Source organism: Vibrio sp. V30_P3S12P165 (assembly GCF_009904905.1).
In the GTDB taxonomy this organism is placed as follows: domain Bacteria; phylum Pseudomonadota; class Gammaproteobacteria; order Enterobacterales; family Vibrionaceae; genus Vibrio; species Vibrio fujianensis.
Window position 1 is genome coordinate 1 of the sequence record NZ_WXWH01000040.1, and the last position, 18,785, is coordinate 18,785.

An 18,785-nucleotide genomic window follows, 5' to 3' on the forward strand; every position below is an offset into this window, starting at 1 on the left:
CAATACCTCTCTCGCTCTGTGATGGCTCCAAGGTTATTGATCATTGATGAAATCGGTTACCTGCCGTTTGGGCGAGAAGAAGCCAACCTATTTTTTAATGTGATCGCTAAGCGCTATGAGTATGGCAGTATTATTTTGACCAGCAATTTATCGTTTGGCCAATGGCCTAGCGCATTTGCCGATGATGCGACATTAACGGCAGCGATGTTAGATCGACTGCTTCACCACTCGCATGTTTTGCAGTTAAGTGGTGATAGTTATCGATTGAAAGATAAACGACGCTCAGGAGCAATACCTGAGTAAAAGGGTGGATCAATTTTGATTGATCGTTTTTAAGCTAAAAGTGGATCAGTTTTCGGTGATCGTTGACAGTTTGGTTGATCTGCAAGTTGACAATAAAGCGCGTTTCAATCCACGCGCCTGCGGGAGGCGCGACACACCACACTGACGGCCTGACCGTCGCTGAGGATGTTTCAATCCACGCGCCTGCGGGAGGCGCGACGGCAGCAAAAGCTGGTTAGCAGCGCGGTTGGGGTGTTTCAATCCACGCGCCTGCGGGAGGCGCGACTGCTTTCTTGCTCTCGCGTTGCCTGGCTCTGCTGTTTCAATCCACGCGCCTGCGGGAGGCGCGACGATTCCATTCATCTTCAAAACGTGCTCGTGTTGAGTTTCAATCCACGCGCCTGCGGGAGGCGCGACGGGGCTACTGGACTATTCGCCAGCTGCAAGTCGAGTTTCAATCCACGCGCCTGCGGGAGGCGCGACTTACTGGGCTGGCGTTTAGAGCGAGCTAGAGAGCGTGTTTCAATCCACGCGCCTGCGGGAGGCGCGACTCACACGCAATCCCTGCTCCGGAGAGCCAGATGGTTTCAATCCACGCGCCTGCGGGAGGCGCGACTGCGCTAACTCTGATACTGCCGCTCGATCCTGTGTTTCAATCCACGCGCCTGCGGGAGGCGCGACAAAGCTCAGGCAGAAACGGGTAAATTGCTGCAAGTTTCAATCCACGCGCCTGCGGGAGGCGCGACTAATTATCTCTTTTATAATCAACTTAATAGTCGAGTTTCAATCCACGCGCCTGCGGGAGGCGCGACGAGTTTTATTTCAAGCAATTCAACGGCATTATTAGTTTCAATCCACGCGCCTGCGGGAGGCGCGACGATTCCAGGTGTGGACATCGAATGGCGAGCAAGTGTTTCAATCCACGCGCCTGCGGGAGGCGCGACCGCAACGTACTATTTCAGTGGCGAAGCGCTAGAGTTTCAATCCACGCGCCTGCGGGAGGCGCGACCTACCGAAGGGCTACTAACCAACCTAGTCAAAGGTTTCAATCCACGCGCCTGCGGGAGGCGCGACACGCGTTGAAAACGCGGCGCGCAAACTTGGCCTTGTTTCAATCCACGCGCCTGCGGGAGGCGCGACAATTTGCACCAGTCTTGTACCGGTTCTTGGGGTTTGTTTCAATCCACGCGCCTGCGGGAGGCGCGACCCCAGACAAGCAGTGGCGTTATGTGGTCACGATTGTTTCAATCCACGCGCCTGCGGGAGGCGCGACTGAGTGCGATTACTATCTTGAGCGTGATCTGAAGTTTCAATCCACGCGCCTGCGGGAGGCGCGACATGCTAAACGAACTTGGACTCTTGCGTTGTTTGAGTTTCAATCCACGCGCCTGCGGGAGGCGCGACGAAATGAACTCGCTTGTACAGCCAGCATCTTGGGTTTCAATCCACGCGCCTGCGGGAGGCGCGACTAAATGGACTTTCTGCAATTCAGCGTCTTAAACAGTTTCAATCCACGCGCCTGCGGGAGGCGCGACCTGTATCCTAAAGTGAATGTTGGCCAGCAAATTCGTTTCAATCCACGCGCCTGCGGGAGGCGCGACTGATCGTAAGCGGAGCAGTAAACCTCAAGGTTTTGTTTCAATCCACGCGCCTGCGGGAGGCGCGACGTGATTTAGCGTCACCTTGCGTTTGAGTTTGTTGTTTCAATCCACGCGCCTGCGGGAGGCGCGACTGGATTCAACAAAGCGAGTTCCGGCTTTCAAGCTGTTTCAATCCACGCGCCTGCGGGAGGCGCGACCACATGCTTATTTCCTTATTAGCCTTACTGCTGGTTTCAATCCACGCGCCTGCGGGAGGCGCGACATACAACAGGGGCAAAGGTTGGCTAGGTTTAAAGGTTTCAATCCACGCGCCTGCGGGAGGCGCGACCTTAGGTGTTTGCTGACGCCTTATATTGGTTTTAGTTTCAATCCACGCGCCTGCGGGAGGCGCGACGGTGGCCTCAGAATTTACAGCTTCAACGAGCTAGTTTCAATCCACGCGCCTGCGGGAGGCGCGACGAAACCCTTTCAACAAAAGCGCATCATTTCTTTGTTTCAATCCACGCGCCTGCGGGAGGCGCGACATTTTATTATTCACCCTGCCGATCTAGGCACATGTGTTTCAATCCACGCGCCTGCGGGAGGCGCGACGATGACGCTCATCAAGCGGCGCGTCGTTACAAAGTTTCAATCCACGCGCCTGCGGGAGGCGCGACATGGAGCGGATGAAACTGTCTATCAAATCGATGATGTTTCAATCCACGCGCCTGCGGGAGGCGCGACGGCGCACGATGGTATTGGGCGCGTGCCTAGCGCGTTTCAATCCACGCGCCTGCGGGAGGCGCGACAAAATCACGCTGGATTTGCTGATTCTTGATACTGTTTCAATCCACGCGCCTGCGGGAGGCGCGACGGTCATTCATCGTCTATGCTCCTACGCTTAGATGTTTCAATCCACGCGCCTGCGGGAGGCGCGACTACAAGCACTTCGACGGCTTTATAGTTGGTATTGGTTTCAATCCACGCGCCTGCGGGAGGCGCGACATCGAGCGCAAGCTTTGCTGCGCCTAAAATTAATGTTTCAATCCACGCGCCTGCGGGAGGCGCGACCTATTTGTGCGATCTGAACGATAGCGACACCAGAGTTTCAATCCACGCGCCTGCGGGAGGCGCGACACTTTTACTGGATGCTCGATGTGATGCGTCAGATGTTTCAATCCACGCGCCTGCGGGAGGCGCGACTGGCGGGTTAGATAGCGGCAGGCGAACAACACCAGTTTCAATCCACGCGCCTGCGGGAGGCGCGACTAATCTTCCCGAACGTTAGAGCCTTCACGACCCAGTTTCAATCCACGCGCCTGCGGGAGGCGCGACAATGGCTTTAGGCTGGCAGGCTTAAAGCCTTCTGGTTTCAATCCACGCGCCTGCGGGAGGCGCGACCATCCCCTCCGAACACAAAAAACACCTCGCAAGCGTTTCAATCCACGCGCCTGCGGGAGGCGCGACCTGGATAGCTGGCCACAGAGCGCGGATTGTTCAAGTTTCAATCCACGCGCCTGCGGGAGGCGCGACAGTTGACTTCCCATAATTCATACTCTTTTTTACAGTTTCAATCCACGCGCCTGCGGGAGGCGCGACCGCTACAGATTACTTTTCTGATGATATTGAGCTTGTTTCAATCCACGCGCCTGCGGGAGGCGCGACAAACGGTTTACGGGCAAGATGCGATCCAATCTGGTTTCAATCCACGCGCCTGCGGGAGGCGCGACTGCTACAAGCCGCAAGTCATTGGGACATGGCCAGTTTCAATCCACGCGCCTGCGGGAGGCGCGACGTTATCGATGATGAGCAGCGACAGTGGTACGTGTTGTTTCAATCCACGCGCCTGCGGGAGGCGCGACCGAGTTGGTTTTTTTTCATGTCACTGTCCGGTTAGTTTCAATCCACGCGCCTGCGGGAGGCGCGACTGGCGGGTTGTTCTAGACTTAGGTAGTCCGACTTGTTTCAATCCACGCGCCTGCGGGAGGCGCGACCGCCTATTGTGAAAGGCACGTGTAAACTAGCATATATTATGGTTTGCCGCTAACTTTGTTGGGTAGAAGAAAACTATTTTGAGTGAAGCTATAAAAATAAATATTTGCTCTATTTTTAAAGAACTTATGCCATCGCTAGATCCCCAGTGTTTTACTGAGAACCCAAGGCTAGCGATTATAAAATTAGGGTATCTCTGAATATATCTATCGCTTCTTTCGCGCCATGGTGCTCTACTTTGTTTTGCCAGTTTTTACCGAGCTTATAAAAACGCAAACTGTCGACTTCAGGATCATAAATAGATAAAAGTTTATCTTTAAATTCTAACCATTGTGTTGAGTCTATTTCACATTCAAACACTGAATATTGCACTCTCATACCATAGTCTAAGCAGACTTTTGCTAACTGCCTGAGGCGTTTTTGCCCATCATCACTGGCGAAGGATACATCGTAGGTGACCAAAACCATCATGGCTCGCTCCTTATTTTTTGATCACAAATGGCGGATAGTGGGCTAAATCACCACGTAAATGCCGGGCTAGTAACATGGCTTGAACATGCGGTAATAACCCAATTTGCACCTTTTCTTGCAAAAAAGGATGTATGACTTCTTCTTGTTTTTTAGCTTGGTAAGCCTGAAAAACCAGCTTACGCGCGTCGTCTTTTATGGTGACTCCACCAAGACAATCTGTCTCAAAGTCTTTGGTGGTGAGGCTTTTATTATTAAAGAGTTTTAAGGCAATACTATCGACAATGTAAGCTCTAAACTCTTCTAAAAGATCGAGGGCGAGACTATTTCTGCCGGGCCGTTCTTTGTGTAAAAAACCGACCTGAGGATCTAAGCCAACTCCTTGTAATGCCCCGCTGATCTCCTGCCCTAATACAGAGTAAAGCAGTGAAATAACCGCGTTAACAGGATCTTTAGGCGGCCTTCGAGTGCGCTTATCAAACAACTGTTTGCTTTCATTGCCTTTAAACATGTCGGCAAACGCGGAAAAGTAATGTGATGCGGCCTCTCCTTCTAGCCCTAAAATGGTGTCGTAGCTAGTCACTCCTTTGAGTTGCTCGATAATTTGTTTTAAACGATCAATGGCTTTTTCTAACTGTGGCGTACTGTTGTGATTGCGTCTAAAGCGTAAAAGCAACATACGAGATGAACGTATTTTTGCGGCGACAATATGCTTGGCAAGCTCGTTTGCAGCTTGCTCCTGAACACTAAACTGCTGCCTACGCAGCAATACATTGCCCGTTTGTTTGCCAACCACATTGGCGAGAAAACGGCCATGCATATCAAAAAAAGCGAGGTGTGTACCATTTTCACCACAAAAGCCAAGTAACTGCGGCGAAACCATAATATTGCCAAAACAAAAGATGCTACCAATCGAATGAATAGGAAGCTGCATCAGTTTTTGCTTTTCACCCTCGACTTTTTGTTCAATCAACAAAGTTTCGCGTTGCTTATGTAAATAGACGCCATCTTTGGTGATATAAAGTGAGTTTTGCAGTTTTTTCATTCCGCCTCCGTGTTAAACAATCCGGCTACATAACCGCTTGAACCATCTTTGTTGATTAAATCTGGCTGACAGATCTCAATTAAAGAACATGCCTTACAGTGTTTACCTTTGGTTGGCGGTGGTGTTTTTCCGTTTGCAAACAACTGTTGTATTTGGGTAATCAAGGCGTTAGTTTGCGTTCGCAGTGAGTTATCGAATTCAATTTCAATGCGTTTGCGCGTTTGCCAATACCAAAGTGCGCCATTTTTGACTTCAACAGATAGCATTTCTTCGATGCATAAGGCTTGCGCGCACAGCTGTACTTTGTCGATATCGCTGGCTTTTGGTTTCCCTCGTTTATATTCAACGGGAACAAATTGGTTACTGAGTTTATGGTGCTCTAATAAGTCTAATTTGCCTGTTACGCCTAATTGTGGCGCAGTTACCACTACGCCACGTTCAAAACGCACCCCTTTACGAGTTTCTGGCTCGCCATTATCCACACGCTCATGTAACTGCCGCCCGTGTGCCGTTAGGTAGTTTTCTTGCCACACTTGCTCTAAGTGGATCAGCGCGCATTGGCGCTGACAAAAAGCAAAGTGCTGTAGAGCGGAGATGTTGATTAGGCGAGCATCAATCATTAGAAACCCTCGATCACTTCTGGCTCTAGACCTTGTAAAGCGCTTACCAGTGAATCGTTCAACGCCGTCGTTTCAAGCGGTAAACCTTGTTCAATATGAGATCTTAGCGTTTGATGCACTTTTGCTGAAGAATACTGACCAGACTTAGAGCCATGCTTCCACCATATAAGATGTGAAATACCCATAGAACCTTCGGGACGCGCTGATGATGCATCACCTTCAAAGAGTTTGACTAATACCGCTTTGATTTTTTCTGCATCTTCATCACTGAAGCCTGTTTTCTCAGCCAACTGAGGGGTCATGGCACCGAAAGCAACATAGGTGGCTTTATCTACACGATGCTTCATCCCCATGGTGTCTGATGATTTTTTGGTGCCATCACCTTCGCCACTAACGCTCTTGGTAATTTGTGTGCTAGTAATACTCACTGGCTCAATACTAAACGCGCTTTGAATCGTAACAGGCCCACGGATTGGAATAGACACACCATCCGAGCCTGTTCCTTTAAACGCAAACACTTGACCAAATGCACGTACATCGAGCCATTTTTCACAACATAATTTTGCGGCTTGACTTGGTGCCGTTTTTTTACTGTTGAATGCCTCTTTGCCTACACCAACCTCGTCTGATTCAGCTCGGTTGCGTAAGCTTGTCATGCCATCGGTTTTCCTTTCATCCGATTGAACAAAAATGCTTTCTCCCGCTTCTTGTAAACGATCACGGATTTTGCGCTTTAAACAAACATCGGTAATTTCACCAAAGCCCTCGTAATCGGTGCGCGGGCGGTTGCCATTAAGAGGGTCACCATTTGGGTTAGCGTTTAATACGTTAAAAATTAATGCAAAGTCGATTTTATTTTGTAAAGTCATAGTGATATTCCTTTTCTTAAACTGTTTCTTCTAAGTTTTCTTGAACTTGTTCGTCATTCACTTTCTTAACCCATTGGCCTTTCTCTACTTTATGAGTTTCAAGCCACATCATTTGGTTGTGAAAACCAAGCAAAAATTCAGGGGTAAGTTTTTGGTTTGAGGTAAAGTCGGCAGGATTAAACCTATCGGTTATTTGCATAAGCAGTGCTTTTGTTGCGTTGTCGTATCCTTGGTAATTATTAAACAGTCTTTGCTGATACGGTACTAAGGCATTGCTGATGTTTAGCCACGTTGAAGCGGGTCTATTCACAAATTGCGTCATAAAACGCTCTGCCGTGGTTAAACGATTTGCTTCACTACTTGAGAGCGCCACTTTTTCAATCTTGTTAGCCACCGCCAGTAAACGACCAAACAAATAGTCGCGACTGGCATTATCTTGTTGTAATGCCATTGGGTATTCCTTTTGAATAGTTGAATGGGTTGTTCGGATGTAAAAACCTTTGATCAGTGAGCAGGCAATACCTAAATTTTGCAACCAAAGCCAAGTTTGATCGGATTTATAGGCAACGCGGTTAATTGCACGGTGAAACGCACTGTGCATGATGTCTTGAGGAATGGATTTACCCTCAACGATACAGGGGTATAAACGGGTAATGAGGTTTTTCTTTAAGGTGTCAGCAGATTTAAGTACATCACCATATACACCATCAAGCACTCGAAATAAGCTCGGGGCACTATAAACCCATTGCCACTGTTCGTTTATTTTGACTCGCTGCTGCCAACCCAGATCGAGCTGCCACTGCTCTAATCGCGCTAAAAACTCTTTGGCTATAGTTTCACGGTAATACAAAATACCCATTCGTCCGGGCGTCGCAGAATCTAGCCCGAGCAGTGCAATTTGCTCATTGTCATCCAACTGGTTTTTCGTTTTTATACCGTTAAAGTAACGCTTTAATTGATTAGCGTAAGCTCGACCTAAATCCTGTGTATGATCTACGCTATCTGTTTCTTCTAACAAACTGGCAAAGTCACTGAAGTCTAGTTCTGTAGGCTTTGGAACTTCTTTGCCTGATACCGCCCAAGCTAAATAAACTTGATCGCCATTTCTAAAAACACTTTGCTTAGTTAACAAACAACGCAGTGCATTGTGCGCTTTTTGTGTCACTTCAAAGCTAATATTGCAAGCTTCTTCATTGGATAAAAAACGACCTCGAAAGGTATAACCACTTTTATCGTTAGCAGAGATTAATTTAGCTTTATCACCACTATGACGTATCTTCGCTGGGTGGTTGCTCGCAGCCAGTTTTTCTTCACCAGTGGCGTAGCACATGGCTGTGCTATCACCATTTTGGCTATCAAAAGCAATCCAGCTTTGCTGGATACTTGGATCAAGCCAAGTTTTTGATTGTGGTTCACCAGGTGTTTCTACACTCCAACAAACTAACGCAGAACCTTGATCAAACAACCCTTTTTCTTTCGGCAGGATTTTTAATAACGCAGGAGCTTCACCGTCATCTTGCCACTTCGTCAGCAAGTGCCCATCTTGTTCATGTAGCACACTTTCAGCGACCAAGTCTGCAACCACAGTGCCTTTCTCTATGTATTGGTAGACAGCACACACTGCTGGGTGGCCATGCTCTGAGTCACACCAAGCTTTTAATTGCGCTTGATACAACTCAAAGCCCGACTTTTTAATACCACCGAAATCAGCGTAATCTTTCGCAACGTATTGGATTTTATCTGCCAATGCATGTGCACATAAACCGCTGCTTCGCCCTGCGGATTGTTCCGTTGCAGGTAAGACTATTTGCGCTTTTTCGAGTACTTCAGCACGAACAAATTCACCTTGATTGTTTATCACAATATGTATGTGGGCATTTTGAAGGGTATGACAAATCGGCATCACTTGCTGTTCAAATGGCAGCATCTCATTGAGCTTTTCAAGCTCATCGTAGGTTTTATAGAGCGTCGTTAACCAAGTCATAAGATACTCTCCGTTTGCTCAACACCCTGCAGATTTTGTTCAAGCTCAAAACGTTTTGCGTCCATTTTTCTCACGTGACGCGTTACTGGGCATGCTGTTACATGAGGATATTCAATGACGCCGTTTTTCATTACCCCATGCCAGAATCGGCTAATTAGTTCGTTGTTGCCTGTTTCATCAGGGTAACCAAAACTATGGAACATTAAGCCAAAACCCAGCTCATCAATATCATCGTAAGCCCCTTTGCCCTCCCCAAAAACACAAGGTTCAACATAAGCTTGGCAATCGCGGGTACCTAGAAAGATGTCTTGTCGTCCGCCTTTTTCCAGCATGCGGTTAGCAATGGCAAAATGCTTACCGTCAACACGGTCTTTCGCTAATTCAGGTCTGTGTTCATTCCACTCAAAATGGGCTTCAATTTGGTACTCAACGTCATGTAAAAAGGTGTAATACGCCAAAGTATTACCACCTCCCCAGTTCAACGGCTTTGTTCCTTTCGTTTGGGTACGCAGTGGTTTTATTACCCTGACTCTATCAACATGCCAAATAAGGGTTGGTTTCCAGTAGATGGATTTTAAAATCCCTTTAATCGCCTCGTAAGTAGGAATGTGGTAAGTACACTTTTCACCTCCCACTTTCGTTATGGGGTCAGTAAATAACGCATACCTGCCCCATAATCTAAAACTAATACTGTTTTTCACATGGCTCTCCTTGTTAAAAACATGGTTGCATTTAAAAAATTAAATCTTGCTGAGTATTTGTTACTTCTAAGCTCAAACCAAAATCTTGACTGTAAAATTCTTCACTTAAATAAAACACAGCTTCGTCTTGAGCTATTGGGTACACCGCCTGCTGATCGGTGAGTTTTTGCCATACATTAGGGAAAATATTCACACTGTACTTTTGTGCAGCTTTTAATAAGCCGCGGTAACTTGCCGCATCAAAGCGCTTATCAAGCGCACACAATTGTGTGATTATGCTTTGCGCTTCTTCATTAAATGGCACGATCACGGAATGCACAGGTGCATCAATGGCTTTAAACTGTTTCGCGGCAGTCATGAAAGACTGTCTCAGTGCAAACGGTGTTTTATTGATATTTCTTTGATTACTACTTAGCAAGTTAAGTAAGCTTTGATCTTGCTTAACCGGATAGCTCATCTCTTTATGGCGCTCATAAAAGTAGTATTGAAAATATTGACTCATTGCTTGCGGTTTAAGCAGCTCTTGTTCGGTAAATTCGGTGAATATTCGGTTTGAAGCAGCAATGCCTGTTTTAATATCGTGTAGCATACCGACATTTTCTTCGACAGGGTTAAGCACGAACACATGCCCCCTTTTTTGTTTGCCATTTCGATTACAACGCCCAGCAGCTTGAGCGATTGAATCAAGGCCAGCGACAAAACGGATAACGCAGCCAAAATCAACATCAACACCGGCTTCAATAAGCTGAGTACTGATACATAAAGTGGCCAACCCGCCTGATAACCGCGCTCTAACTTCATCTAGAATTTGCTTGCGATGAGCCGAACACATGCCCGTACTTAAATGGAATATTTTCGTCCCATCAAGAACTTGACTTTGCAATGCTTGAAACAGTTTCTTTGCCCAAACTTTGGTATTTACAATCACCAAACAGCTTTGTACCGCTGATAATTGCTGTTGTACTAGTTCAGTAATTTCGACCTCATTCCAACCCTCTTTTTTGGTAACGTTTTTTATTCTCACTCGTTCTAGCTGTTGATAAAGCTTTTCAATATTAGGGGTTAGTTCATTTTCTAGCGGTAATTGCAATTCGCCAAACGGCTTGATTTGTTCGGGTAACTGATTGAGTAAAGGCTGGGTCGCGGTACACATTACCGCCGTGGTGTTACAAAACCGCGTTAAATAGTTAATGGTGTTATTGAATAAATGAACACAACGAATAGGGAGTGTTTGGATTTCATCAAACACCAGTATCGCATTACTAAGCTGATGTAACCGCCTTGATCCACGCGTACCATTTGCAAACATACTTTCAAGAAACTGTACCATGGTGGTGAGCACGATGGGCTTATCCCAATTTTCGCATGCCAGTTTTGAACGCCACGTTTGTTGCTCTGGCTCCAAATTTGAATGGTGCTCTAATACCCAATCATCTGAGTCTATTTCACCCAAAACTTCACGAATGGCATTGGCATTTTGCTCAATAATTGAGGTAAACGGAATGATGTAGATGATCCTATCAAGATTATGTTTTTTAGCGTGATGCAGTGCAAAGCGCAGGCTAGCGTAAGTTTTTCCGCCACCCGTTGGGACAGTCAAACTGTAAATTCCTGTTTCACCTGGTGCGCGATTAAAACAGTTGTCTGATATTTCAGCACGAATATGATCGATGGGATTGACTGGCTCAAACTGTGCAATAAAGTTTTCAATTTGATCGCAAGCAGACGCCCAATTAGGTTGCTTAAAACGCTCAGGTTTATTGCTTGGCTGCTCAAAGTCGGCACTATCAATTCGGTCGGCATCAATCAGGCAACTAAACAACATTTTTGTAAACATGCCAAGGTAGTAATCATGCTCAATAGCTGAAAGTCCGTATCGATCAAACATACTTTTAAGGTTGCAGCTGCTTTTTAAAAGAAATTCAAAACTTGCGAGTGACTGCGCCTGTGAAAGTAAATCAGGATCTGCGTTTTTAGTGCATTCTTTTTGATGGGTTAGTTCATCATGCTTTTTAATCCGGTTTGCAAAAACGTTTTCATTTTCTGACAAGCTATCAATCAACCCGCTGTGGTGCGAGGCAATACACAGACTTAGTGCTTGAGCAATGGCTAACCCGTAAGGAATAAGAGTTTGGTCTTGTTGCTGTAAATGATTTAGATGAGGCAACAGTGTATTAATCACCCATTGTGCACCTGCACTTGAGTGGTCAATTTTCCCGTTTAAGCTTTTGCTGCTTGAATTTTCAGAACTCCCCTCATCATTATCTGGGTTATAGCCCGTTTGCTCTGCAATAATCAGCCGCATGTAAACTTGAAATGCTCTGCTGTATTTGCCAAAGTCATGCATTAAGCCAATCAGTTGCCCTTGTTCGGCAAAACCTATTTTTTCAGCAAGCCTGCCAGCTAATTCGCTCACTGCTGTTAAGTGAGCATAAACGCTTTGGTGGTGTCCTTGCTCACTATCGGGATGGGCAATATAAAGTTCACTTGGGTTTACTTCATTCATCAGCATCGCTCCCACGGTGTCATATTTTCGGTAAAAGGATGGCAAGTTAGCCGTTCAAACTTATATCGGTCGTAACTTCTCTCTTTCATAAAGCTCCAAAGGGGAAAAGAGCTATAGTGATTTCTGGGGATGGGAAGAAATGTAGTGCAATCAGTTGATTTATCTCACCAGCTCACAAGATAAGGAGCGCACTGCATAGATAAGCATAATAGCGCGACAGAGCAGCACAAACCAAAGGCCTCGTTAAATGAACGTTTAAAAATGAGAGCTAAGCCGTTGCAAGCTCAAGCAACGGTGAGGCTGAAACCCAGTCACACCAAAAACTGCGGTCGCCAAAAATCACCCTAACCACAGTCTTGAAGCTGATAAGAAAGGTAGAGTCGAGCTGACGAAACAAGATCGGATTCAAACGACCGGCTGATGTTATCCATGGCGTAATCGCTTAGGATCTGTTGATATTAGTTCTAATGCAAAACAGAGCGTGGCGTTAATTTAAGGGGAATTGTTTAAAAGCTTGCTCTTTACTCATTGGTTTATAAAAATAGTAACCTTGAATTTCATCGATATTCCAAGCGGTTAATGTTCTCAGTTGTGATACACTTTCAATCCCTTCTGCCACGGTCGTCATGCCGAGTTCTTGTGCCATATGGATAATATTTCTGATGATACTTTGGGCCTTACTGTTAGTTTCTAAACCATCAATATAAGATTTGTCTAATTTCACAATATCTAATGGGAAATTACAAAGCGAACTAAACGACGAATATCCGGTACCAAAATCATCGAGTGCGAGTTGAACTCCTAAGGCTTTAATGGTTTTCATCCGATGAATGATATCGTCTTCCGCTCCTAATAAAATACTTTCCGTCAATTCAAGAACCAACTGGCCAGGAAGCAATTGATAAGCCTCGATCGCTTTTTGGAGTGTTTCGACCAAGCTGTTATGGTGAAAATGTGGGCTAGATATATTGACATGAATCGTTAAACGCGATGAAGGGGTTTGGCCCATCCGTTGAAAGTGTTGGATAAATTGACACGCTTTATCAATAATTTGCTCACCCAATTCGACGACCAATTTGCGCTGCTCGGCTAACGGAATAAATACTGCTGGCGAGATCATACCTAAGGTCGGATGCCTCCAACGTGCCAATGCCTCAAAACCAATTAATTGCTCAGTAGACGCTTTGACTATCGGCTGATAATGTACGGTAATTTCACCATTTTTTAATGCCGATATAATATCTCGATTAAGCACTAATAGCTCTTGCGCGCGGGTAAAATGTTCAGGTTTAACCTTAACGACGGATGAGTAGGCACTAGAGCCATGCGTGGCTGCATAAAATCCAGTATGTGATAAATTTTCAAAGCTCTCAAAATCCATGGCGGAAGATAATAGCGCGCCTTTCAAACCTATTTCACATTCAATATCTTCTAAGGTGATCTTTTGCCGATATTCCATTAATATCCGGCCACCTTCCGTTTCTAAATACTGAATTGGCTCCTCAGCACAAATCATAAACTCTTGTTCGCTAATTCGGCCAATTTCCAGCTCTGGGAAAAACTGTTTCAACGTTGTCGCTAAATGCTGCACTAGCCGATCGTAGTAATCATGGCCATAGACTTCATCGATCTCTTTTAAGCGTGAAGCATACAGATACAATACATTAAACGGAGGCCCTTGCTGCTGAATACGTTGATTAATTCGCTGGATGAAAGTTTGTCTATTCAGCAAACCAGAAACAGGATCTCGCTGCTTTAGGGTTTCAATGATTTCCGCCTGGCGTTTTTGTTCACTGATGTCTTTTATCGATAATAGGACAGATGTATTTTCGTCATCGTCTAGCAACGCAGCTTCAACAGAGCAAGCGATGTCTGTTCCATCGTAACGCTTCAAAATCGTTTCAAAATGGCATTGCGCTTGATTTATTGATTGGTATAGCGGCTCTATCCCACACAGTTCTGTTTCGCAGCCACAAATGGTACTCAATGGCTGGCCAATCAGCTTGTCACGTTGATAACCCAGTAAAATCAGCACGGTTGGACTGGCATCGACAATCACTTTATCAGTCAACAAAATCATCCCGACGCTATGACTATGATAAAGCGCGTCAAATTTTTGTAAGGTTTCTTGTAGCTTTTCTTCTGTTTGCGAAGAAGCATGGGCTAGTGTTTTTACCCATTGCGTAATACGGTCAAACTCGTCGGTATGTCGGCTTCTTTTGGGGGCCTCGACGGTACTCAGTAAATTTTTCATGCCTTTTTCGAAGTAGCTAAAGCGTCGACTCACTGTGACCCAAAAAATACCGTACATAATGCAGGCAATTGCGCTCGTGACGATGAGCATCACTGCAATGAGTAAAATAAACACACTTTTCGCCCGCTGAAAGTAAATTCTCGGTTCAGTAGTTTTTAAAATCGCGATAGTATTATTGAGACGATCCGTGATGAAGCTGTGATGAGTCAAATGTTGGCCCGTGCGTTCAATCAGGTCGTGATCATGCTCATTTTGTTGAGGCGATAACCAAAACGAGAGACTTTCATCGTCGATTAATAGTTGATTATCGGCCATTAAAATTCCCTCATAATGCTGAGGAAAACGATTTGTTAAGTTTTGCCCCCATAGCATCCAACCGACCGATTCAGTATTGCCTTCACTGTTTCTTACCGCCGTCAAGCTCACCACCCATAACTGTTGATCGATTCGAACTAAGCTTGCCATACTGGTTTTTTTAGCATCTGGCTGAGTGTTCATGTGTTGCAAATAAGAAGAGATAGCCTGCGCTTGCAATAACATTTCAGCTTGTTTTGCCCCATCATTGGTTTGATTATAGGCCAGCATCAAGGAGTAATTAGGCCGAATAAAAGCCATCAAATCTAAGCTCAGGGCACTTAATCCCTCTGGAGTTAAGTTTCGTTCAGCATACCCGGGATCTTGGCCGGTTAGCAGCCTATAGGACTCATCCCAATATGCCCAATCATAGGATGTATCTTCTTGCCTTTGAACTAAAGACTCAATCACCGATAAAGCTTGATGACTAGCGCGATGCACTTCTATGTTCTCTAACTCATCAAGGCTATAGAGAAAAAAATACCGCGTCAGCAATAAGCTACTCAGGACAACACCGATTAATCCAAGCGCGAATAGCAACGCGGTTTTAATTTCTAAGTTAATCATTCGAAGCATTGCGGAGAACTCATCAACGTTATCGTTATGAGTACGATACTAGTGGTTAAGGCGAATAAATAACATGATCTTATTCATACATATATTATCAGTACTGATACGTTGTCCATTTTATGACCTCACAGGTAGAAAAATACGCTGAGCCCCATTTCATCAGCTTTATAAGAATTTGAGCCCTATAAGAGCTGGTTTATTTTTCAAATACCAAATTAGCTTCGACTTACCAGTATTCTGGCGATTATTGACGCATTAAGTTTGACGACACTCAAAGGCAAACGTTTTCTTTTTTTTATCTTTCCAGTATGATCGCCGCTGTTTTCGCTCTCAAGATAGTGAAGTCTTCCAGTGATTAAGCCCATGATAGAGACTTCACTTTGTACTGAAACAACTTGACGTTGCCGATAAGCAACAAATGAGTGACAAGAGTCATCTGACACAAATTTGCACCGATCTCACCATCCCTATGAGCATCGGTACAGCGTGTGATTGAACCAATACCACAGCAACTTTAAGTGGCAAGGGTATTAATGCATAACTAATAAGGATTCTTTATGTTGGGAACAGCAACGCTCAATAGTGCAACCCGCGTTCTTCTACTTGGCTCTGGAGAGTTAGGAAAAGAAGTGGCTATCGAATGTCAACGACTAGGTTTAGAAGTGATTGCTTGTGATCGCTACGCCAATGCGCCTGCGATGCAAGTTGCACACCGTAGCCATGTGTTCGATATGCTCAACCCTCAAGCATTACAACAAATTATTGAGCTAGAAAAACCGCATTACATCGTTCCAGAAGTAGAAGCTATCGCAACAGCGAAACTACTTGAGCTGGAAGCACAAGGCATGACCATTGTGCCTAATGCTCATGCCATCTGCTTAACCATGAACCGAGAAGGGATCCGTCGCCTAGCGGCTGAGCAACTTGCTCTACCAACCTCGCCTTACCAATTCGCTGACCATTACACTGAGTTTGTCGCTGCAATAGAGCAGGTCGGTTTACCTTGTGTATGTAAACCGATAATGAGTTCATCAGGTAAAGGACAAAGCATCATCAAAACCCCTGAAGACATCGAAGCCGCGTGGCAATATGCTCAAGCCGGAGGGCGTAGCGGTGCAGGCCGGGTCATTGTTGAAGGATTTATCGATTTTGATTATGAAATTACATTGCTCACCGTTCGAGCCAGTGATGGCATACACTTCTGTGCCCCTATCGGTCATCGACAAGAACAGGGCGATTATCGTGAATCTTGGCAACCACAAAAGATGTCAGAAAATGCTTTAAAAGCCGCTGAATACGTCGCTGAAGAGATTGTTAATGCGCTGGGAGGTTACGGAATTTTTGGTGTTGAGCTGTTTATTAAAGGCGACCAAGTCATTTTTAATGAAGTCTCCCCTCGCCCGCATGATACCGGCATGGTCACACTAATTTCACAAGATCTTTCTGAATTTGCACTGCATGTGCGTGCGTTTCTTGGTTTACCGGTCGGAAGCATTATTCAATATGGCCCATCGGCATCTGCCGCGCTACTCGGTCAGGGAACCGCCAATGATATCAAGTTTTCAGGTATCGAGGAGGCCTTGAGTATTCCAACCGCTCAGCTTCGCTTATTTGCAAAACCGGATATTGATGGACGACGTCGCTTAGGGGTTATTTTAACCAGAGGCAAAGACACCACACAAGCAACTGATCGAGCTATTGAGAGTGTCAAATCAGTTAAAATCCATTATTAGATCAACCGATTGTCTATACCCAAGTCGGTGTGCTGACTTGGGTATCATGATCTTATCCGGTGAGGACTTTTCTTAACGCTCGATTAGCCATACCTCTTCGGCAAAACGACTGAGCCCTTTTTTAGCCCGTTTTGGATGCTGTGCTCCTAACTCATCCCTATGCAATTGAGTCACAGAAAGCCCAGTAAACAATCGGCGAATCGCTTTTTCGGTTACACTAAATGGTGGGCCAGTGAGTTCATTTTGCGGATAATCTAAGGTCACCAATAAAATCCGTCCACCTTGATTTAATAAAGAAAGTAGCCGATTCGCATACTCATTCCACATACTTTCAGGTAGCGCAACCAGAGCCGCACGATCATAAATAATATCAACAGGATGAATAGGCGCAGTAAAAATATCGCCCGTGTACAGGCAAATTTCATCAAACTGATAACACGTATGCTGAGCCGATAATTCGGTCACTAGCGGCGTGTATAAATGTTCGGCAAAAAAAGCACGAACGGCAATGGGGCTCAGTTCAACGCCTTGAACACTATCATGCTGTTCAGCTAACCATACCAAATCTTCACTTTTACCACATAGCGGAAGCAATACAGTATCGTGACGTTTAGGTTTCACCATCGGCCAATATTTCATCAACAATGGATTAACTTCCATGAGGTGAAATCCAATTTGATTCGCCGCCCATTTATTATGCCAAAATTCGAAATCGATCATTACAACGCTTTAAGAGCCGAAAAGCGTTAGCATAACTCAACCTCGCCAATGAATGCCAGTTACACTCAAATTCATCTTTTGTTACATCCGCAGCGGGAACTAATTTTATGGTTAAGTTTCATAGTATTATCGACCATCAAGCCCGTTAAGGTAACCCGTTAAGGTAATTAGTGTGATCAACCACTCACTCTATAGAAATGAAGGAGTCAACACATTGAGTTTGCACTCTTAGCCCCAATACTTTATCTAGGTAACAGCCTTTTGTTGGATTAGGATTCTTTTAGGTTTCACTTTTGACCTAAGCAACATCTGTTAAGGAGAGTGAATGAGTCTATTGCTGAGAACCACTGCGCTCATGCTACTAACGCTAAGCCGAGCGCCAGCTTTGGCCGCCGCCATTCCGGTTATCAATTCATCCCCGCAGGAGCCACAAGGAGAGTACCAAAATCAAATTAATGCTCAACGATTCAAACATAGCTTAAGTGGCCTATACGGCATTCAATCAACCCACGATAACGTATTACAACCGTACGATGATTTTGATGTGCTCTACAGCAAAGCGCACCAAGCTCAGCATGAACTTGAAACCCTGTGTAAAAGTACTGCAATGCTGACATCAACACACTCTCTCTTCGGCGGTGTTAAATCTCAGCATCGAGCCAGAGAAAAAGTCGCGCTGGAACTCGGCGGACAAGCCGCACGAATTACTGACCTTGCGCGTGCCACCATCATCGCCGATGATGTACCAAGCTTAGTCGAGGCCTATGAAGCATTAGGCCGTGAAGCAAGCATTGTGAAGGTAAAAAATCGATTTAAATCACCCACACCATCTGGTTACCGTGATCTCAATGTTTTGGTTGAGTTACCAAAAACAAAAATCATTGCTGAAGTGCAGTTTCATCTTAAAGCCATTGCTGATGTAAAAAGTGGCCCAGAGCATGTTTTGTATGAACAGATTCAACGCATAGAACGTAAAGCCATCCATGAGCAACGATCGCTCAATGGTTGGGAAACCGCAAAAATCAATCGTTTTCGCAACGAGTCGCTTCGTCTATATCAACAAGCATGGTTACCCTATATTACAACGCATATACAAGCGGCGTAGCT

12 protein-coding genes and 1 CRISPR repeat array are annotated in these 18,785 nt (G+C 45.3%); of the genes, 3 read left to right on the forward strand and 9 right to left on the reverse strand.

The annotated features are described in order from the left end of the window. Positions 1–303 (forward strand): ATP-binding protein (locus CAG57_RS08680; protein ID WP_161439520.1); only part of this gene is annotated, 303 nt, incomplete at its 5' end. A 101-nt stretch (positions 304–404) separates the two neighbouring features. After that, positions 405–3,856: a CRISPR direct-repeat array (repeat unit 32 nt; unit sequence GTTTCAATCCACGCGCCTGCGGGAGGCGCGAC). A 175-nt stretch (positions 3,857–4,031) separates the two neighbouring features. On the opposite strand, the gene cas2 is transcribed toward CAG57_RS08680, so the two are convergent. From cas2 to CAG57_RS08720, 8 genes are all read right to left on the reverse strand, one after another. Continuing rightward, the gene (gene cas2, locus CAG57_RS08685; protein ID WP_099612541.1) at positions 4,032–4,325 is read right to left on the reverse strand and encodes a CRISPR-associated endonuclease Cas2; all 294 of its coding nucleotides are present in this window, start codon (positions 4,323–4,325) and stop codon (positions 4,032–4,034) included. A gap of 10 nt (positions 4,326–4,335) precedes the next feature. Beyond that, on the reverse strand, positions 4,336–5,367 hold the full coding sequence (gene cas1c, locus CAG57_RS08690) for a type I-C CRISPR-associated endonuclease Cas1c (protein ID WP_161427286.1): 1,032 nt from the start codon (positions 5,365–5,367) through the stop codon (positions 4,336–4,338). Continuing rightward, complete coding sequence (gene cas4 / locus CAG57_RS08695; RefSeq protein WP_161427287.1) at positions 5,364–5,987, reverse strand: CRISPR-associated protein Cas4; 624 nt, start codon at positions 5,985–5,987, stop codon at positions 5,364–5,366. The genes cas1c and cas4 overlap by 4 nt, the downstream gene beginning before the upstream one ends. Continuing rightward, on the reverse strand, positions 5,987–6,856 hold the full coding sequence (cas7c, locus tag CAG57_RS08700; RefSeq protein WP_161427288.1) for a type I-C CRISPR-associated protein Cas7/Csd2: 870 nt from the start codon (positions 6,854–6,856) through the stop codon (positions 5,987–5,989). Before cas7c ends, cas4 begins: the two co-directional genes overlap by 1 nt. Positions 6,857–6,872: 16 nt before the next feature. After that, positions 6,873–8,840 (reverse strand): type I-C CRISPR-associated protein Cas8c/Csd1, encoded by a 1,968-nt coding sequence (cas8c, locus tag CAG57_RS08705; RefSeq protein ID WP_161427289.1) that lies wholly within the window; start codon positions 8,838–8,840, stop codon positions 6,873–6,875. Continuing rightward, complete coding sequence (gene cas5c / locus CAG57_RS08710) at positions 8,837–9,541, reverse strand: type I-C CRISPR-associated protein Cas5c (protein WP_099612546.1); 705 nt, start codon at positions 9,539–9,541, stop codon at positions 8,837–8,839. Before cas5c ends, cas8c begins: the two co-directional genes overlap by 4 nt. A 31-nt stretch (positions 9,542–9,572) precedes the next feature. Then, the gene (cas3, locus tag CAG57_RS08715; protein WP_161427290.1) at positions 9,573–12,047 is read right to left on the reverse strand and encodes a CRISPR-associated helicase Cas3'; all 2,475 of its coding nucleotides are present in this window, start codon (positions 12,045–12,047) and stop codon (positions 9,573–9,575) included. Positions 12,048–12,534: 487 nt separating this feature from the next. Further along, positions 12,535–15,231, reverse strand: a complete 2,697-nt coding sequence (locus CAG57_RS08720; protein WP_161427291.1) for an EAL domain-containing protein — start codon at positions 15,229–15,231, stop codon at positions 12,535–12,537. Between the two features lie 551 nt (positions 15,232–15,782). Here CAG57_RS08720 and purT point away from each other — a divergent pair. Next, positions 15,783–16,958, forward strand: a complete 1,176-nt coding sequence (purT, locus tag CAG57_RS08725; RefSeq protein WP_099612549.1) for a formate-dependent phosphoribosylglycinamide formyltransferase — start codon at positions 15,783–15,785, stop codon at positions 16,956–16,958. 72 nt (positions 16,959–17,030) lie between these two features. Here purT and CAG57_RS08730 read toward each other — a convergent pair whose 3' ends face one another. Further along, positions 17,031–17,678 (reverse strand): thiopurine S-methyltransferase, encoded by a 648-nt coding sequence (locus tag CAG57_RS08730; RefSeq protein ID WP_161427292.1) that lies wholly within the window; start codon positions 17,676–17,678, stop codon positions 17,031–17,033. Positions 17,679–18,003: 325 nt separating this feature from the next. Between CAG57_RS08730 and CAG57_RS08735 the strand changes: the two genes are divergently transcribed. Then, complete coding sequence (locus CAG57_RS08735; RefSeq protein ID WP_161427293.1) at positions 18,004–18,783, forward strand: RelA/SpoT domain-containing protein; 780 nt, start codon at positions 18,004–18,006, stop codon at positions 18,781–18,783. Positions 18,784–18,785: the final 2 nt, after the last annotated feature.

Bases quoted from the DNA above. Each gene is read 5' to 3' on its own strand.
- CAG57_RS08735 (WP_161427293.1), top strand. From the start codon at position 18,004: ATGAGTCTATTGCTGAGAACCACTGCGCTCATGCTACTAACGCTAAGC.
- cas4 (WP_161427287.1), bottom strand. From the start codon at position 5,987: ATGATTGATGCTCGCCTAATCAACATCTCCGCTCTACAGCACTTTGCT.
- cas7c (WP_161427288.1), bottom strand. From the start codon at position 6,856: ATGACTTTACAAAATAAAATCGACTTTGCATTAATTTTTAACGTATTA.
- cas2 (WP_099612541.1), bottom strand. From the start codon at position 4,325: ATGATGGTTTTGGTCACCTACGATGTATCCTTCGCCAGTGATGATGGG.
- cas8c (WP_161427289.1), bottom strand. From the start codon at position 8,840: ATGACTTGGTTAACGACGCTCTATAAAACCTACGATGAGCTTGAAAAG.
- cas1c (WP_161427286.1), bottom strand. From the start codon at position 5,367: ATGAAAAAACTGCAAAACTCACTTTATATCACCAAAGATGGCGTCTAT.
- cas3 (WP_161427290.1), bottom strand. From the start codon at position 12,047: ATGAATGAAGTAAACCCAAGTGAACTTTATATTGCCCATCCCGATAGT.
- purT (WP_099612549.1), top strand. From the start codon at position 15,783: ATGTTGGGAACAGCAACGCTCAATAGTGCAACCCGCGTTCTTCTACTT.
- CAG57_RS08720 (WP_161427291.1), bottom strand. From the start codon at position 15,231: ATGCTTCGAATGATTAACTTAGAAATTAAAACCGCGTTGCTATTCGCG.
- CAG57_RS08730 (WP_161427292.1), bottom strand. From the start codon at position 17,678: ATGATCGATTTCGAATTTTGGCATAATAAATGGGCGGCGAATCAAATT.